We start from the raw sequence: 18,302 nt of genomic DNA, 5'->3' as shown, positions 1-18,302 counted from the left end.
ATTTATCTCGTTTGGAATACATATATGTCTCAGCCAACAAATACAACTTTAGAAAGTCAGGATAGTAAATTTGGCAATGCCACTTATTTTATGATGCTTGCTGCCACACTGATATCCTTGCTAGGTACGTTAATGACTGACTTTGCTTTGGGTCAATGGGTGTACAAGCAAACCAATTCTGCAACAGCCTATGGCGTGATTGGTTTCGCAGCTTTGGCTCCCCAATTATTATTTACGCCCTTGGTAGGTACATTTCTTGATCGGTATCCAAGGGGAACAATAATGATTATTGGTCATATTGGGGCAGGACTTTGCACGCTAATTATGATGACCTTGTATGCTAATAAGGTGCTATCTTTTGAATGGATATTGGTTTTTGTCAGTATAGGTTCAATTTTTAATAGTTTTATTAGTCAGAGCTTTATGGTTTTGGTACCTGTACTTGTAAAACAAGATAAATTAATAAAATATCAAGGCTTTTCTCAAGGTGGATTGGGAATGGTAGAACTGAGTGTTCCAGCTCTTGCTGCTTTATTCTTGGTAACTATTGGTCTAAAAGGCGTGTTTATCTTTGATATCGCTAGCTTTTTAAGTGCTATTTTTATTCTTTCTTTTATTGTTAGAGGAATAAATAGAAACGATGGCCGCAGTGGTAATATTGAAGGAGAAGCAATCAGTATAATAGAGCAAGTCAGATTTGGATTTAAATACTTAACAGGTCATAAGTATTTATTATTATTGTTAACATTTATGGGTATGGTTAACTTCAGTATTGGTATTGTTCATGTATTACTGACCCCTCTGGTACTGAGCTTCTCGACGGTTGTAGAGCTGGGCACTGTACTAACAGCCGCAGGGGTAGGGACATTGGTGGGATCATTTACATTAATGTTCCTTAGTGATATTAGAGACAAAAATAAACTGCTATGCTGGGTATTATATTTAATTGGTATTGTACTCATAAGCTCATTATTTATATTTGTTAATCAAAAAATTACTATATGGCTTTTAGTAGGTATTGCAATGATGATGACCTTGCTATTTGTGATGGTAGAAAGTGTCAATCAAGTTATTTGGCAAACATCTGTCCCGAGTGAATTGCAAGGTCGAGTACTAAGTGTGCAAACATTAGTGACTCAGATGTCATTGCCATTGGCATTCTTAATTGCAGGACCACTAGCAGATTTTATTTTTGAACCCATGTTTAATCAGGATGGTTTACTTACAAATAATATAGGAGAAATAATTGGTACTGGCCCAGGGAGAGGTATTGTTTTTTTATATGGATTATGCGGATTAATAATAATATTCAGTGTAATAGTGTTTTATAAAAAATCAAAATAATAATTTAGTTGAAAGGGAATACAATGAACGTCTTTGAAAGTTTAGAATCAGAAGTAAGAAGTTATATTCGATCTTTCCCTGCTGTATTTGATACCGCAGACAATGCATATATATGGGATGAAGCAGGGAATGAATATATAGATTTCTTTTCTGGAGCAGGGACATTAAATTATGGCCACAATCCTGATCTTATGCTAGAAGCTATATCATCCTATCTTAATAGGAAAGGGATATTGCATAGCTTGGATAAAGCGACATTGGCAAAAAAAGAATTCATTAAACAATTTAATAGTGTAATTCTGCAACCAAGGGATTTGGAATATAAAATTCAGTTTACAGGGCCTACAGGAACGAACGCAGTGGAAGCTGCTGTTAAATTGGCACGAAGAGTGACAGGCAGAAGAAATGTTATCGCCTTTACTCGTGGTTACCATGGCTTAACGGCAGGAGCCCTTGCACTAACAGGTAATGACTATTATCACCACTCTACCTATGGAGGCAGGAGTGATGTTTATCATGCACCTTTTGATCAATACTTTGGTGAAGGTGCTGATACCGCCTCATACCTAAAACAGCTGATTGAAGATAATAGTAGTGGTGTTGCCTTGCCAGCAGCCATTATTTTAGAAACGGTACAAGGGGAAGGAGGGATTTACCCAGCTTCCAAGCAGTGGCTAACTCAAATTGCTGATATTTGCCATCAACACGAAATTCTATTGATAGTGGATGAAATTCAAGTAGGAAATGGGCGTACAGGTAAGTTCTTTAGCTTCGAATTTGCTAACCTCACACCGGATATAGTGTGTATGTCTAAGTCTATTGGTGGTGGACTACCATTAGCTTTGAATTTGATAAAGCCTGAGTGGGATCAATGGCTACCGGGTGAACATACTGGAACATTTCGAGGTAATAACTTAGCCTTTATTGCTGCTACTCAGTTACTTAGCTATTGGAAAACTACTGATTTTTCAAATGAAGTCGAGAATAAAGGGCAGGTTATCGGGGGGCGATTACACCAATGGGTAAAAGCATTTCCCGGCTTAAATATGTCTGCTCGAGGTCGTGGTATGGTTTGGGGACTTGAAATCCCAGAAAAAAATGTTGCAAAATTTGTGTCTAAGCAGTTGTTTGAGGACAAATTGTTGTTAGAGTGCTGTGGTGCCAATGATAGTGTCTTAAAATTCTTGCCTCCTCTGACAATAGAAAGAGAGACACTGTTTCGAGGTTTGGATAGAGTTGAACAGGTATTCAAACAAATGTATTAAGTGTTAAAATCTACAGCTGCATAACGAATTAATAGAGCTTAGCTTTTAAGTTAAGCTCTTTTGAATGAATAGTTGAAAAGTAAATAAATTTGAATAAACAAGATTTTCTAATTCTATCCAAAACCTGCTTATTAGAGCTGCCGGACACGATTGAATTCAAATATAGTGTTTTTGATGTGAGTTCATATAGTCAAAGTCTGTTTCAACATTACGGAGTTGATATGCCGCAGAGCTTGCAAAGTGCGGTTAATAAGCGATGCGCTGAATATCTTGCAGGACGTATTGTTGCTCGACAGGCAATAGAACGAATTAATGGAACTAAGCCGCAAATTGGTACACATAAAGACCGCTCTCCTATTTGGCCAAAAGGCTTGATTGGTTCAATAACACATTCAGATAGATTTGCGGCAGCGGCATTGGCTCAGCAGAAATATCATCAATTTCTTGGTATTGATTTTGAACATTGGATCAATGCTCAGTTAGCTGATGAACTTTCTGGGCAGATCCTCGATAAATATGAAAAACAGTTGCTTTCACAGTGCTCGATTTCATTTGAACAAGGTGTAACCTTGATCTTTTCTGCAAAAGAGAGTTTTTATAAAGCACTCTATCCGCATGTTAAAACATTCTTTGGTTTTGATGAAGCGAGAGTTAGCAGTATGGATGTTGCATCTGGACGTTTTACTATTGAGCTTTTGACGAGCTTTGGTGATGAATTTGAGCAAGGTTGGGCAATCAAAGGTAATTTTAAGATGTTGCCTGATGGCATACTAACGTATATATTCTACTAGTTGTGTATTTATTGCAATATATTTAACAAATTCATAATGTTATAAAGCGTAATGGTAACTGTTTTTTTATACAGTTTCTTGGTGTATCCTTTTTGCTTATTTTAGAAAGGGTAAATCGTATGGAATTGAACTATAAAGAAATTACGCCAAGTCCTAGAGAGTTCTGCGAACTACGTGTAAAAGCTGGATTATCAGCAAAGTCTCTTAAGGCCGCCACTATTGCTTTACCAAATAGCTTGTATGCCGTTTCAATCCGAGATGGTCAGTTACTTGTTGCAATGGGACGAGTCGTGGGCGATGGGGCTTGTAATTTTGAAGTCGTCGATGTGGCAGTTGACCCGGCTTATCAAGGCAATGGGCTTGGAAGAAAAGTAATGGAATGTATTGATGGTTATTTGGCTTCAGTAGCACTTGAAGGTTCGTATGTGTCAATGATTGCTGATGAGCCTGAGTTCTATGAAAAATTGGGCTACAGGTTGGTCTCACCGTCTTGCCAAGGCATGACAAAAAATTTTAAGCCAGTAGAGCAATAAATTTGATTAAAAAATGCAGTTATGATTTCTTACCTGCAATCGCAAGCCCGTATGTGCATGCGACAAAGCACAATCAGACTCTGTATATTTCCGGACTGACAGCATTTGGTACAGATGCTCAGTGTGGAGGGGTAACTGAGTAAGCGATGGAAATTTTGTCTCAGATATCGCAAGTGCTTGATCATGAAGATTGTTCAAGGTCTGATCTAATAAAATTGACCATATTTGTTACGGACATAACCTTGTTATCGTTAATTCGAGAGCATCTGTTTGAGTTTTACCAAGGGCACCTACCCGCTTGCTCATTAGCCGAAGTGTCCGCATTAATTCACCCTGATTTAAAAATAGAAATCGAGGCAATTGCCGCGCTTAGTCACAAGCATGGAAACATATAGAAACTCTATTTTTAGTAACACGTTTAAAACTCAATATTACAGGATGTAAATTGATGGCAAAAAGAATAATTTTCATACATGGCCGTGCGCAAAAACCATCTAAAGAGGACTTACAGCAACTTTGGTATGAAGCGATTAATCATGGCTTATTCAGGGATTTTGGCTTCAAGGCAATGGAGCAGTTTCAATCGGTCAATAAAGACTTTGTTTATTACGGTGACCTATCCAATGATTTTTTACAACAGCCGATTGAACATGCCGCGATACGTAATGAATCACTAGAAAAGCTTAAAAGTTACTCTAAGCATCAGTTTACTAAGGCTTCTTATCAGGATTTAACTCAAGCCGGTTTTTTCAAAGAAGCACTAGCTGATTTGTTTTCCGCACCACTTGGTAAGTTAGGCATCGCCACGTCTTTAATTAAACTTGTCGCTCCAGATATGGCTCACTATTGGAATTGTGATTCCTACTACGGCAGTGATGTCAGAAGTCGCTTAATGCCAGTGCTAAAACAAGCTTTAGACAGTGGGGATGAGATTATGCTTGTCGGGCATAGTTTAGGCTCTATGATTTGCTTTGATAATTTATGGAAGCTTTCACATTACGGCGAATATCGGCGTGTCTATGGCTCGCACAAAAAAGTGAGTCTTTTTGCTACTTTGGGATCGCCTCTGGCGGATGAAAATATCAAACAATACCTTAAAGGAAGCCAGAACAGAGGGTTTAAGAAATACCCAACTAATATTGAAAGATGGTGCAACTTTGCAGCAGAGGATGACTTCATTTCACATGACAGCCAAGTAAGTAACGATTATGCAGAGATGTCTAAATTAGGTTTGCTCAGCGTACCTATCGCTGATTTTCATATCTATAACCTTGCTGTTAGAGAAGGGCGCTCTAACCCTCATGCGTCTATAGGTTATTTGATCCATCCATATTTTGTATCCCTAGTTCATGACTGGCTCAATCAATAATATAAAAGGTTCTTTGCGCTTCGGTCGGTGATGAACCGCTGTGAAAAGTAAATAAGTTGCGATGTAGGTAAAAGTTTCTAATTAATAAGTTGTTCTATCACTTATATTTATAAACTATGTATTTGTCATTGGACGGCTATCACGTAAGTTATGTTGCAAGCTTGTTAACTCAAAAGGAAGCATAGTGATCTCACCGTTTAAAAAATGTATTTGTCTGTTATTTCTATTTCCCTGTTGTGTTTTTGCTAACGTCAGTACTTCACCCTTGGCATTGCAATCAGTTGATAAATCCACGAAGCAATCTACCGAAATTTGTCCGCATCACAATGTGGCTCTTGATCTTGTTACCGATGATTATGGCTCAGAAACAAGCTGGAGAATTAAAAATAGCCAAGGCGATAACCTATTTACTGGCTCAGGTTACGACAACAACCAACGCTACCAAAAGATAATGTGCTTCGAGCCTGGGTATTACTCACTGGAAGTTTTTGACTCAGAGAGTGATGGTATGTGCTGCCAATTTGGAGAAGGTTCTTACAGTCTACGTTCTGACAGGAAGATATTAGCTTCTGGTGGTGCATTTTCTGGCTCTGTTGAACATGGCTTTGCTTTAGGGGAAAGAAACGATAATCGCAAAGGCTATTATCAATCTGCGCAGGGTAAATCTGGTTACGAGCTTAAAACTGCATTACATAACATCATTAAAAATCATCAGCCTCAAGGTTATTCTGCGGTATGGAGTTTGGTGAAATCAACAGATATAGACCGTTATTACGAGAATGATGGCAGTATCCTCGATATCTATTCTGAGAATGTATCAGGACCAGATTCGATAAATTATGTGGCTAGGGTTGATCAATGCGGTCAATACCGTCGTGAGGGTGATTGTTATAATCGTGAGCACTCTTTTCCTAAAAGTTGGTTTGGCGGTAAAGTTGCTCCGATGAACTCAGACGGCCATCATCTGTTTGCATCTGATGGCTATGTGAACTCCAAACGAGGAAATTGGCCATTTGGTGAAGTCGATGTATCTAGCTATCAATCGTCTAATGGCTCTAAACTTGGCTCTGCTGCGAGTGACTTGAATTACTCTGGGGTTGTGTTTGAACCGATTGACGAATTCAAAGGTGATTTAGCTCGAGTATACTTCTATATGGCGACGCGTTATGAACACGAAATTGCTCATTGGGAAGGCAATACAAGTAGCTCAGATGCGGTGTTAAATGGTACTCAGGATTCGGTTTTTGAACCTTGGGCTCTGGAGATGTTTAAGCGTTGGCATGTCAGTGATCCCGTTAATCAAAAAGAGCGAGATCGAAATGACGCGGTTTATCAATTTCAGAACAACCGCAACCCTTTTGTTGATCACCCAGAATTTGTTGAAATGATTTGGAGGAACTAACTGGCTATGACTTCACAGTGATTTAATTTGCAGATGGAACTCCTTTATTAGGTCATTCTGGCGTTCCACCTGCTTAAACCCAAGCTTAGATAGTACAGCGATACTGCCTTTATTCCAAGCGTGGACGCCTGCCCAAACATTACCTTTGTAACCGATATCTATGGTGTATCTGAGTACTTCTCGGCACATAGTTGTGGCATAGCCATGTCCAGACAAAACATTCATTCGTTTGCCAATTTTTAGATCGCTCTGTGCACCATTGCTTCGCTTTGTCTAGCGTATCAATTTTTGAAAGTACTAAATCGGGATGAAAGGCTTTAGTACTGACAGCATTAAATAAATCCTTAGCATCATCGACTGAAATTGGCATAAAAATCAGGCCATAAGCTGTGAGTATATTGCTTTGGTTTGCAGGATCTGAAAATTCAAAATTCATATGAAAATGACACTATCGTTAGTGTTCTAATTATTATTTTTTGGTGTGCCAAACAGGATGTTTAAAGTGTTAATCTGTAATTAGCTCATATCTTCACTATTATTTACCCAAATATCAAGTATTTTTAAATAATTTACAAGAAATTGTAATTGTAAAGATATGTTTTACCCCAAGATGTATATGAACTGCGAATGGACCCATGTGTCATTTTGTAAAAATTAATTTGAACACTAACTAATTTTCTGGCATGTTATTTTTAATTGAACGTTCAATTAAAAAAGGAAGATGGTTAATGCCGAAGGTAGGGATGCCTGATATTAGAAAGCCTCAGTTGGTGAATGCGACCATGTCTGTGATAGATAGAGTGGGCTTACACGCTGCAAGTGTTGCTTTAATTAGTAAGGAAGCGGGTGTATCGACGGGCATTATTAATCACTACTTCGGGGGTAAACAAGGCTTACTGCAAGAGACGATGAGAGAAGTGCTACGTCAGCTTTCTTACACGGTGAAATCACGTCTTAGTCAATTACCTAAAAATGAACATCACCAAAGAATTAATGCCATTATTGATGGCAATTTCGTTGGTTATCAGGCTGAGAACAAAGTGGCAAAAACTTGGTTGGCTTTTTGGTGTTACTCCATCCATAACCCTCAGCTTAAACGGCTTCAGCGAGTCAACGAAAAGCGTTTGCTATCTCATCTTAAAGCTGAGTTGAAAGCCTTGTTTGAAAATGAACAGGCAGAGATTGTTGCTCATGGTATTGCGGCTCTTATTGATGGTATTTGGCTGAGAGGAACACTAAATCCGTGCGGTATTGATGCCAGGAGAGCTCGGCTAATTATTAATGATTATTTAGATAACCAACTGAATCTTTACTCAAGAAAATAACGAAAAGTGTAAATAGAAATGAAATCTCAATATATCGATGGACAGGCATGTGATGCGACATCAGGTGAAACCTTTATCACCAATAACCCTGCAAATGGAGAGCCATTAGCCGAAATAGGTCAAACAAATGTCGACGACTTACACTCGGCTATTGAGTCGGCAAAAAAAGGCTTTCAAGTATGGTCGGCGATGGCGCCAGTTGAACGCAGCAGAATTTTGCTAAAGGCGGTTGATATTCTGCGTCAGCGTAATGATGAGTTAGCTGCATTGGAAGTTGCCGATACGGGAAAGCCTCTGCAAGAAGCGATTGAGGTTGATATTATGACAGGTACGGATGTGATTGAGTATTACGCCGGACTTGCCGTTGGTATGCAGGGTGAGCAACAGCCTTTGAGTGAAAGCCAATTTTTCTATACCCGACGTGAGCCATTAGGGGTATGCGCAGGTATTGGTGCTTGGAACTATCCAATTCAAATTGCGATGTGGAAATCAGCACCTGCTTTGGCGGCGGGTAATGCGATGATTTTTAAGCCATCTGAGGAAACGCCACTTTCAGTGCTAAAGCTTGCAGAAATTTATACTCAAGCAGGGCTACCCGATGGTGTATTTAATGTGGTGCAAGGTGATTATCGAGTTGGACAAATGCTTACAGCTCATCCAGACATTGCCAAAGTATCATTTACTGGTGAATCAAGTACGGGTAAGGCCGTTATGGCTGATAGTGCCGCGACACTTAAGCAAGTGACCATGGAACTTGGCGGTAAATCACCCATGGTTATTTTTGACGATGCAAAATTGGATGATGCGGTATCCGCTGCCATGGTGGCTAACTTTTATACTCAAGGTGAAGTGTGTACCCATGGAACAAGAGTTTATGTCCATGAATCGCTGTATGACGCTTTCTTGAGTCAGTTAAAGCAAAGAGCGGAGAAGCTTATTGTTGGCGATCCTATGGATATGGATACTCAAGTTGGTTCGTTAATCTCTCGGCAGCATCTAGATAAAGTTTTAGAGGCAATCGAGATTGCCAAGCAAAGTGGTGCCAAGCTTCTGACTGGTGGATATCAAGTTACAGACAATGGCTTAGCGAAAGGTAATTTTGTCGCCCCTACGGTCTTTTTTGATTGCTTAGATGATATGCCACATGTCAAAAATGAAATCTTTGGCCCTGTGATGTCAGTACTTAAGTTTTCAGAAGAGCAAGACGTTATTCAAAGAGCGAACGACACTGACTATGGCTTAGCCGCCGGTGTATTTACCCAAGATTTGGCCAAAGCGCATAGAGTTATTCACCAGTTAGACGCTGGGATCTGTTGGGTTAATACTTGGGGAGACTCACCGGCTCAAATGCCAGTCGGCGGATACAAACATTCGGGTCTTGGCCGAGAGAATGGACCAGAAACCTTGCGCCATTATACTCAGACTAAAAGCATATTGGTCGAACTTGGTCCTTATGAAAGTCCCTACGCCTAGTTAAGTGCTATCTGAGAGGTAATTATGAAACAGAGCTACGATTATATCATCATTGGCGCGGGCTCGGCTGGGTGTGTGTTAGCAGATAGACTTTCAGAAAGTGGTCAACATCAGGTATTACTTTTGGAAGCGGGCGGTAGTGATAAAAGCATTTTTATCCAAATGCCAACGGCGTTGTCGTATCCGATGAATACGGAAAAGTATGCGTGGCAGTTTGAAACGGTTGCTGAACAAAGCTTAGATGGCCGCAAACTGCATTGTCCGCGAGGAAAGGTACTGGGTGGCAGCTCTTCTATTAACGGTATGGTGTATGTGAGAGGCCATGCGTGTGATTTCGATCAATGGGAAGAACATGGCGCAAAAGGTTGGAATTACCAATCTTGCTTACCTTATTTCAGGCGTGCAGAAACATGGCTAGGAGGCGAAGATGACTACCGAGGAGGCATGGGCCCATTAGGAACATGCAGTGGTAACAACATGACGCTCAACCCATTGTATGAAGCGTTTATTAAAGCGGGGGAAGATGCGGGTTACCCAACCACTTCAGATTATAACGGTTATCAGCAAGAAGGCTTTGGCACTATGCATATGACGGTTGATAATGGAGTGAGGTCGTCAACCTCTAATGCCTACTTAAGGCGTGCTTTGAAGCGCTCTAATTTGACGCTATTAGAAGGTGTTCAGGTACATAAGGTATTGCTAGAAAATAAAAAGGCGATAGGTGTTGAGCTTGAACGCAGGGGTAAGACCTTGCAATACTTTGCGAATAAAGAAGTCATACTTAGTTCAGGTTCAGTCGGTTCTGTTCAGCTTTTGCAACACTCAGGCATAGGCCCAGCGGCCGTGCTTAAAAAAGCAGGGGTAAAGGTTGAGCATGATTTACCTGGTGTTGGTGAGAACCTTCAGGATCACCTTGAAGTCTATTTTCAGTACCGATGTAACCAACCTATTACGCTTAACAGTAAACTTGGATTAATCAGCAAGGGTATGATTGGTGCTGAGTGGATCTTGACGCGCAAAGGCTTAGGTGCGACGAATCATTTTGAGTCATGCGCGTTTATCCGCTCGCGTAAAGGTCTCAAATGGCCCAATATCCAATACCATTTTTTACCAGCCGCTATGCGCTACGACGGTCAAGTTGCTTTTGATGGGCATGGTTTTCAGGTTCATGTTGGTCCAAATAAGCCACAGAGCCGAGGTCGTATAACGATTACGTCAGACAACCCTAAAGATAAACCAAAGATTGAATTTAACTATATTTCTACCGAGCAAGACCGCCAAGATTGGCGAGATTGTATACGCCTAACACGTGAAATTTTAGGCCAACCTGCGATGGATAAATATAGAGGCCATGAAATTCAGCCTGGCGAGCACATCACCAGTGATCAAGCTATCGATGAATGGGTGAAGCAAAACGTCGAAAGTGCGTATCACCCATCTTGCACTTGTAAAATGGGGGCTGACGATGATCCTATGGCGGTTTTAGACTCACAATGCCAAGTTCGCGGTATTGAAGGGTTAAGAGTGGTTGATTCCTCTATTTTTCCAACGATTCCCAACGGCAACCTTAATGCGCCAACTATCATGGTGGCAGAGCGTGCCGCTGATTTAATTTTGGGTCAGCCTTTGATAACAAGTAAGGAGCTACCTGTATGGATAGCGCCTGATTGGGAAGAACAACAAAGAATAAATGCCCCTAAGCGAGAGGTACAACCTCATGTTTGAGGGGATTAATAATGATAAGGAAACCATTATGACTATGCTAAAAAAGTCGCTGGCGATGATTGCTCTAAGTGTCACCACAGTCAGTGCTTATGCTAATCAATGTTCTACAGTTCGATTTGCTGATGTAGGCTGGACCGACATTACTGCCACGACAGCGGTTGCCAGTGAGTTACTCAAAGGGATGGGGTATAAAACTAGGACGGATTTACTTTCTGTGCCAGTGACATACTCCTCTCTAGCTAATGGTGATATTGATGTGTTTTTGGGTAACTGGATGCCCACTATGGAAGCAGATATTGCCAAATATCGCCAAGCAGGAACTGTCGAAACGGTAAGAGCCAACCTTGAAGGGGCAAAGTATACCTTGGCGGTCCCTAAATATGTTTATGATGCTGGTATTACAAGCTTTTCTGATCTGATGAAAAATGCTAGCAAGTTCAAAGGCCGTATTTATGGTATTGAACCGGGTAATGATGGCAACCGACTGATCCAGTCGATGATAGACAAGGATGCGTTCGGCCTTAAAGACTTTAACCTCGTTGAGTCGAGTGAAGCAGGTATGGTGTCTCAGGTGGCTCGTGCGGTTCGTCGAAATCAGTGGATTGTCTATTTAGGTTGGGCTCCTCACCCGATGAATCAAACCGTTGAGATGGAGTATCTTACCGGGGGAGACGATTTCTTTGGTCCTAATTACGGCGGGGCGAATATCTATACTAATGTCAGATCTAACTACCTTGATGAATGCAAAAATGTTGGTCAGCTACTCAAAAATCTTGAGTTCAGTCTCGAAATGGAGAGCGCGCTAATGGAAGACATACTCAATAAAAAAATACAGCCTTCTAAAGCGGCTCAGCAATGGCTTAAAAATAATCCTAATCAGCTCAATCAGTGGTTAGAAGGTGTACAAACTCTCTCAGGTGATGATGCTATCAAGGCGGTGGCTGACTACATAAATACTAACGCATAAGGTTATTTAGCGGGCTTGGTTGCCCGCTCCACAAAATAAGGCTGTATTGTGAATTTTATTACAAACAACAAAATCCCTTTTGGTCAATGGATGGAGCAGGGCGTTGATTGGTTAACGATTAACGCTGCTGGTTTCTTCGACGCCATTTCTATTTTTCTTGAAACTGTCATTTTATCTGTTGTCGACATTTTTAAATGGATGCCGCCAGAAGTGCCCATCATAGTCACCGCTGTCATCGCTTGGTATTTGCATCGAAGTATTCCGCTGGTTTTGTTTGTGGTTGCTGCTTTGTTAATGATTTTAAACCTCGGTTATTGGCAGGAAATGCTAGAAACCTTCGTATTAGTTTTTGCTGCGACGACGATGTCCGTATTGATTGGTGTTCCAGTAGGAGTTATGGCGGCTCATAGGCCGTGGCTATACACTTTACTAAGGCCAATCCTCGATTTAATGCAGACAGTTCCCACATTTGTGTATTTGATTCCAACATTGGTTTTATTTGGTTTAGGTATTGTCCCTGGGCTGATTTCAACGGTTATTTTCGCTATTGCAGCGCCAATCCGTTTAACCTATTTGGGGATCACAAAAGTCCCAGAAGAACTCATAGAAGCAGGGCAAGCATTTGGCGCTAGTAAAAGAAAGTTGTTGTTTAAAGTTGAATTGCCAGCTGCCATGCCGAGTATTATGGCCGGTGTCACCCAATGTATCATGCTGTCACTATCTATGGTGGTTATCGCTGCATTAGTCGGGGCTGATGGACTCGGTAAACCTGTCGTACGAGCACTCAATACAGTCAACATTTCCCAAGGATTTGAAGCGGGGCTGGCGATTGTGCTAGTGGCAATAATTCTCGATCGTTTGTGTAAATCACCTAATCAAAAGGAAGTGTAATCATGGATGCCATTACGATTCAAAACCTTGATGTGGTGTTTGGTGAGCAATCACAGAAGGCATTATCATTACTAGATGAAGGCAAAACACGCCAAGAGATCATTGAACAAACTGGGCAAGTGGTGGGGGTAGATAACGTCACCATGAGTGTTAAAGAAGGTGAAATCTGCGTGTTGATGGGGCTATCTGGCTCAGGTAAATCGAGTTTACTTCGCGCTGTCAATGGGTTAAACCCTATTACTCGCGGCTCTTTACAGGTTAAAGATGGCAATAGCCAAGTCGAGTTATCTTCATGTGATTCAAATACCTTGCGCGATCTTCGCACTCATAGAGTGTCGATGGTTTTTCAAAAATTTGCTTTAATGCCTTGGCTGACAGTACTGGATAATGTCGCTTTTGGGCTAGAGATGCTTGGCATGCCTAAAGCTCAAAGGCGTGATAAAGCGCGCGAGCAATTAGCCATGGTCGAGCTTTCTGAATGGGCGAATAAGTATCCTCATGAGCTGTCTGGAGGTATGCAGCAAAGAGTCGGATTAGCAAGAGCATTTGCGATGGATACTGATATTTTATTAATGGACGAACCCTTTTCAGCTCTTGATCCATTAATTCGAGCTCAACTGCAAGATGAACTTATTTCCTTGCAGAAAAAACTCAATAAAACCATTTTGTTTGTTAGCCACGATCTCGATGAAGCGCTCAAAATTGGCAACAATATTGCCATTATGGAATCAGGCAAACTGATTCAACATGGCAAGCCAGAAGAGATAGTTTTAACGCCTGAAAATGATTACGTTAAAGATTTTGTTGCGCATACTAACCCACTTAATGTACTTAAAGGTCGCTCACTAATGCAACCAGTGAGTGAATTAGAGCGAGAAGCAGCGAGAATGCAAATTTGCCCTATACAAAAGGTATGGGTAGAAGCACGTGATAGCCAGCTTTATCTAGATGATAAAACGTCTCTCAGGTTAATAGATTGGCGAGATGAGAGAGTAAAATTAGACGATATTTCAAAACAAAGTGTAGTGATTGCCAGCCCAGATATCGGTATGCGAGAGGCGATTAAGTTAAAGCAGCTCAGTGGGCAACCGATTTTGTTAGTCGAAAGCGGGGAGTTAGTTGGCGTATTAGATGACAACGATTTTTACTCTGGTTTACTTGGCAAACATAACTATAAAGCTGCATAGCGTTGAAGCTAGTGCTCCACATTGATTTGGTGGGGAGTGCTGGTCTCTCGTATTTCGCACTTTAATCTACCGATTGCTTGCCATGTGTAAAACTATTCGTTTTAATAAAGTGGTCGATTTGTTTCGATACCACAGAGTTATATATCATGCTGGTGTGCGCACTACGCATCTCGATATGATCAGTCATGCCTTCGATTTTGGTTTCTTCCACTGTAACGGTTCCATCCGAAAGAGTGTTATCACCCATCATTAACAAGCTTCGTGCACCTATCGCTAGCGTACCTGCAATACTACCCAGTTTTTGTGGATGATTCCAATTATCTTCATGTTGCTCTAGACCAAATTTAGGCGCATTACCTAATACAGCTCCCATGCCTAAATCTTGAATTCGATTGACAATCGAAGCGCCTTGCAGCGGTGACCCTACAGCAACAATGTGGGAAATACAGCTAGGGGTTGGCGTGCGTGAAGTAAGGTAATGTTTAATAATAAGGCCGCCAAGGCTATGCCCGACCAATACATTGGTTTGGGAGGGCGACAAGGCATGGTCAATCACCTCGAACACCTTGTTTTCATCTATCGCTAGACTGTTGTAGCTAACCGTTTTTGTATCATAACCGTATGAACGCAGCTTTTGACTAAGCGGCTTCATGACTAAGCCATGCATATAAAGTCCATGAAGAATAACAATGTTCATTGGTGCCCTTATTTATAAAAGCCTAGGTCCATTGTGCCAATTCTGACCCAGTTGATCCAGCATGGATATTTTTGAAGTGTGATTTGACTGTTGATGGTTGTTTTTTAATCGATCATGAAACTTCGTTTTGGACAAAAAACGATTTAGGAAATTGCCGTAAACCGATTTAATCAGATTAGAAATAGTATCTTGAAACCTTAAACGCTTGTATGGCTGAAATTTACAAAGAGTCCCTAATCGTTTTAAAAGCCTGTTTACCACTATCCTGAATCCAACAGATTTCATGTGCAAATGAACTAAGCAAGTCGTTGTTGCTATATTCATCGGAGTAGTCATGTTTTTGAATTCGTTCTAGGTAACCCTCAAATATTTCTGTTAGGTGCTTTGTGTCCATACTTTTATCTATTTCTGCAATTAATCCAAGTCGTTGCATCCGTAGTACTGCGAGTTGAAAGTTTGAGTCATGTAGAGCCTGCTTTTCAAAATTTAGTTTTTCAGACTCTCGTGAAATTACATCGTTGGCTTCTGCTCTTGTCTCTTTAGGTGTATTTCGTGTTTCGAATGCCAACTTACTGCTATGAAAGAAAAAAGAAAAATTTTGCATATATCCTTGCACAACCAAGTAATAGCAATCTTCCGCTTCTAAAACCGCATTTAATTTTGGTCCCAAGAGTTGCTGATTTTTCCAGCTCAATAATGTGATTAACGCAATAACCGCTGCTGCAATAGTAAACAATGCAGCAACAAAGTTAACTAGTGCTACTATTTCCGTATTCAAAAACTCAAACTTCAATTTATCAACCTACTACTATTTCTGCTAACGCCCGCTTAAGGGGTAAGTGAACGCGTGCTATGTTTGAGCGAAGCGAGTTCGGCACGCATTTACGAATCCCACTTAAAACAACTGTTAATTGGCTTTTTTCACTTTTGCCAACACCTCTGGCTTTTTCAGCTCAGTCGTCAAGAATGTTACCCATTGCTTTGTGTATAAATATCCATCAAAACCCTCAATAAATGATGCATACTCACCTTCAAAAGCTGGTGCATTATCGCGAGGACGAGCTTCGAAATACTTCCAACACTTCGTATGAAGTGGCATGTTGAAAAACGGAAGTTTCTCACGGACAAGAGCCATTACTTTTGATGGTTTTAATTTGTATGGATTTTCAATACCTTTAATAAACGCTACACCCTGTTCGTAGTTTTGCAGTTCTTCTTCGGTGAGTTTGTTTACATTAATAAACTCAACAGCGATATCAGATGATTTAGCATGGTTGCCAAGCTTAGGAACTAACATAGCGCGAATACGATATTGTTGACTCTCAACTATGTTGTCTTCTAAGTCAGCGCGATAAGTTTCCATATAATGGCGAACAACTTTGTAGTTTTCTTTTTGGAGCTGTTTCATCGCATCAATTTGGGCTTGTTCAGATATGCGACTTAGTTGCATAGCAATAGCTAGGTTTGTACATAGTGCATGGGAGTCACCAAACTCTTCTGCTAACAAGTTTTCAAAATTAATGAGAGCAGCTTGGCACTCACCTGCAACCGCAAGGTCTATGGCAGGAAGGCTGCGATGTTCGATTTTGTTTCTTAGTCCAATCAAAAATTGAAGGTTATACTTCTCTGGACGTTCAACGCCATTCCAATACTGATTACAGCACTCCATTAGTTCCCACGCTTTTTCTTCGCCGTCGATAATGACGAGCTTCCCATCTCTTAGGTGGAAGTAATCAATGCCTTTCTTTTCAAAAATTGCGTGAAACAGTGCTGTATAAGCAATAACAATATTTACGATATAACCATAGGTTTTAAACTCAGTGTATGGGTTGTTGTATGTTGATACTGCTAGTAATGCAAACTCTCTAGCTTTATGTAGTAACATACCTTTCGCAGACTGGTCTGCTACTTGTTGTAGCTTTTGACTATGGACTGCCCTAAACTCATCTTTACTAAGGAATTTAATCCCAGTAGTGAGGTAATGAGAACCATCCTTTTGGACATATTGATGCCAGCGCTTTGATGGGTATGTACCACAGGTCTGCTTTTTCCAACCAGTAGCTTTAGCCAATTCATCAATCGTAAACGACTCGCCCTCATTTTCTTTTGAGGAAAGAAACTTATAAGCCAAATCTACTTTATCGTATCTACTCAATCCTATTACTCCTCACGGATTTAAAGCCAATTAATACCCTGTTATATTTCAAGAACGGTGGGGTCAATAGATAACCTAGAGTTATCGGATATATCCTCGACAAACTCAGCCCATGCCCCCCTCTCGACTCTTCGGCTGCAATAATGTGATGTAGACCTAATGAAACCAATAGATACATCGTACAAATCTTGAATGAATTTTTCGATCGTAGCTTCATTGTTATCACCGTATGATAAAAATATAGAGTCGCGATAGTTAGCTTTTCCACGGTAACGAAATGCCTGAATAAGAAAGTTTACTTGCCCCTTTTCTAGTGCACGATCGCGAACTTCACGAGCAGCTTTCGTACGAAAGTTGTCAACACCCAGTGCTTTTAAATCACGAGAAGTTCTTACTCTTTCTTCTGTTTCCCATTTTTTATAACCATGAGTTCCCTTTAGATACGAAACCAATGCGCCATGAGCCGTTTCATTATCATAAGCCCTATCATTTAAATCGTAACGATTGCTGCCTCTATACGCCGTTATTTCAGCATCAGCAGTTTTGGAAACTAAGCTAGTTAGAAGAAGGTTGAATGGGTAAGGGATCAGTTCTTTTTCCGCGATGTCTGATTGCCATACTTTCGCTGTAGCTGTGTGCGTTTCTTGAATAGAACCAGAAGATGCTGCAACCATCGCACTAGCGGAAAAATAGATACTGTAATACCAAGATATAATGGCTGAACGACATATATCATATTTGTCTCCGGCATCTTCATTCATGCTCTTGAGGGAAGACAGATTATGTAAAGCCATCATTGTATTTTCAAACACAAGCGTGTCAGCTTCACGATTAACAGGTCTCCGTTGAACCCGAGCATATAAGTCACTTAATTTATCGTCAGCACAAACACCATCGTTAACAACTTCGGCAAGAGCCCTCATCCAGTTTACAGTGCCCTGAAGTGCAAAGCGTGGCGCTGCCTGATCACCAGCTTCAAATAACCTGTCCAATAACCACTTACTCATGATAATCCTCCGAAAATATAACGCTTTATAGACGGAATTTTTCCGCATTTCTATTTCGTCTATGTTGCTGCTATTCATTATGAAACTCAACTAGTATCAAGCTTTAGTTTGAATCGACCACACATCACAAGAGAAACTACGTAAAATTTCCGTGTTACACCGCAGTACTTG

The 18,302-nt window shown here is 40.7% G+C and carries 16 protein-coding genes and 2 pseudogenes; 13 read left to right on the top strand and 5 right to left on the bottom strand.

All coding sequences use genetic code 11. The features are described 5' to 3' along the window. Window positions 1–24 precede the first annotated feature (24 nt). The 7 genes and pseudogenes from OCV27_RS20045 to OCV27_RS20015 all read left to right on the top strand — a co-directional run. Window positions 25–1,344 (top strand): MFS transporter, encoded by a 1,320-nt coding sequence (locus OCV27_RS20045; protein WP_337969455.1) that lies wholly within the window; start codon window positions 25–27, stop codon window positions 1,342–1,344. 23 nt (window positions 1,345–1,367) lie between these two features. After that, window positions 1,368–2,609 carry a diaminobutyrate--2-oxoglutarate transaminase gene (gene ectB, locus OCV27_RS20040; RefSeq protein WP_125322624.1) on the top strand — a complete coding sequence of 414 codons (1,242 nt, stop codon included), beginning with the start codon at window positions 1,368–1,370 and terminating at the stop codon, window positions 2,607–2,609. Between the two features lie 221 nt (window positions 2,610–2,830). Continuing rightward, window positions 2,831–3,400: a 4'-phosphopantetheinyl transferase family protein gene (locus OCV27_RS20035; protein WP_125322625.1), complete on the top strand. Its 570-nt coding sequence runs from the start codon at window positions 2,831–2,833 to the stop codon at window positions 3,398–3,400. Window positions 3,401–3,519: 119 nt separating this feature from the next. Continuing rightward, entirely contained in the window at window positions 3,520–3,933 is a 414-nt protein-coding gene (locus OCV27_RS20030; protein WP_125322626.1) for a GNAT family N-acetyltransferase, read from the top strand. 2 nt (window positions 3,934–3,935) lie between these two features. Then, a pseudogene (locus tag OCV27_RS20025) lies at window positions 3,936–4,328 on the top strand (RidA family protein). A gap of 53 nt (window positions 4,329–4,381) precedes the next feature. Then, window positions 4,382–5,302, top strand: coding sequence for a hypothetical protein (locus tag OCV27_RS20020; RefSeq protein WP_125322627.1), 921 nt, complete (start codon window positions 4,382–4,384; stop codon window positions 5,300–5,302). A 289-nt stretch (window positions 5,303–5,591) separates the two neighbouring features. Then, window positions 5,592–6,704 (top strand): annotated as a pseudogene (locus OCV27_RS20015) (HNH endonuclease signature motif containing protein); the annotation flags it as partial. A 12-nt stretch (window positions 6,705–6,716) separates the two neighbouring features. Here OCV27_RS20015 and OCV27_RS20010 read toward each other — a convergent pair. Next, window positions 6,717–6,929 carry a GNAT family N-acetyltransferase gene (locus OCV27_RS20010; protein ID WP_125322629.1) on the bottom strand — a complete coding sequence of 71 codons (213 nt, stop codon included), beginning with the start codon at window positions 6,927–6,929 and terminating at the stop codon, window positions 6,717–6,719. 503 nt (window positions 6,930–7,432) lie between these two features. Between OCV27_RS20010 and betI the strand changes: the two genes are divergently transcribed. Genes betI through choV form a run of 6 tightly spaced genes read left to right on the top strand, consistent with a single transcriptional unit; the run spans window position 7,433 to window position 14,272 of the window. Continuing rightward, window positions 7,433–8,029: a transcriptional regulator BetI gene (betI, locus tag OCV27_RS20005; RefSeq protein ID WP_125322630.1), complete on the top strand. Its 597-nt coding sequence runs from the start codon at window positions 7,433–7,435 to the stop codon at window positions 8,027–8,029. A 12-nt stretch (window positions 8,030–8,041) separates the two neighbouring features. Then, window positions 8,042–9,502, top strand: a complete 1,461-nt coding sequence (betB, locus tag OCV27_RS20000) for a betaine-aldehyde dehydrogenase (RefSeq protein ID WP_125322631.1) — start codon at window positions 8,042–8,044, stop codon at window positions 9,500–9,502. 24 nt (window positions 9,503–9,526) lie between these two features. Continuing rightward, window positions 9,527–11,227 (top strand): choline dehydrogenase, encoded by a 1,701-nt coding sequence (gene betA / locus OCV27_RS19995; RefSeq protein WP_125322632.1) that lies wholly within the window; start codon window positions 9,527–9,529, stop codon window positions 11,225–11,227. Window positions 11,228–11,255: 28 nt separating this feature from the next. After that, the gene (locus OCV27_RS19990; RefSeq protein ID WP_125322633.1) at window positions 11,256–12,194 is read left to right on the top strand and encodes a choline ABC transporter substrate-binding protein; all 939 of its coding nucleotides are present in this window, start codon (window positions 11,256–11,258) and stop codon (window positions 12,192–12,194) included. 48 nt (window positions 12,195–12,242) lie between these two features. Continuing rightward, a complete protein-coding gene (gene choW, locus OCV27_RS19985; RefSeq protein WP_125322634.1) occupies window positions 12,243–13,085 on the top strand; it encodes a choline ABC transporter permease subunit in 843 nt (280 codons plus the stop codon). Between the two features lie 2 nt (window positions 13,086–13,087). Continuing rightward, the gene (gene choV / locus OCV27_RS19980) at window positions 13,088–14,272 is read left to right on the top strand and encodes a choline ABC transporter ATP-binding protein (RefSeq protein WP_125322635.1); all 1,185 of its coding nucleotides are present in this window, start codon (window positions 13,088–13,090) and stop codon (window positions 14,270–14,272) included. Between the two features lie 61 nt (window positions 14,273–14,333). On the opposite strand, the gene OCV27_RS19975 is transcribed toward choV, so the two are convergent. From OCV27_RS19975 to OCV27_RS19960, 4 genes are all read right to left on the bottom strand, one after another. Next, window positions 14,334–14,969: an esterase/lipase family protein gene (locus tag OCV27_RS19975; RefSeq protein ID WP_125322636.1), complete on the bottom strand. Its 636-nt coding sequence runs from the start codon at window positions 14,967–14,969 to the stop codon at window positions 14,334–14,336. Between the two features lie 220 nt (window positions 14,970–15,189). After that, complete coding sequence (locus OCV27_RS19970) at window positions 15,190–15,762, bottom strand: hypothetical protein (protein WP_125322637.1); 573 nt, start codon at window positions 15,760–15,762, stop codon at window positions 15,190–15,192. A 114-nt stretch (window positions 15,763–15,876) separates the two neighbouring features. After that, window positions 15,877–17,124 (bottom strand): DUF3644 domain-containing protein, encoded by a 1,248-nt coding sequence (locus OCV27_RS19965; protein ID WP_125322638.1) that lies wholly within the window; start codon window positions 17,122–17,124, stop codon window positions 15,877–15,879. Window positions 17,125–17,165: 41 nt separating this feature from the next. Next, window positions 17,166–18,131 carry a hypothetical protein gene (locus OCV27_RS19960; RefSeq protein ID WP_125322639.1) on the bottom strand — a complete coding sequence of 322 codons (966 nt, stop codon included), beginning with the start codon at window positions 18,129–18,131 and terminating at the stop codon, window positions 17,166–17,168. Window positions 18,132–18,302 lie beyond the last annotated feature (171 nt).

This window comes from Vibrio pectenicida (assembly GCA_024347015.1).
Lineage (GTDB): Bacteria > Pseudomonadota > Gammaproteobacteria > Enterobacterales > Vibrionaceae > Vibrio > Vibrio pectenicida.
This window is presented reverse-complemented; position numbering and strand designations above follow the sequence as displayed.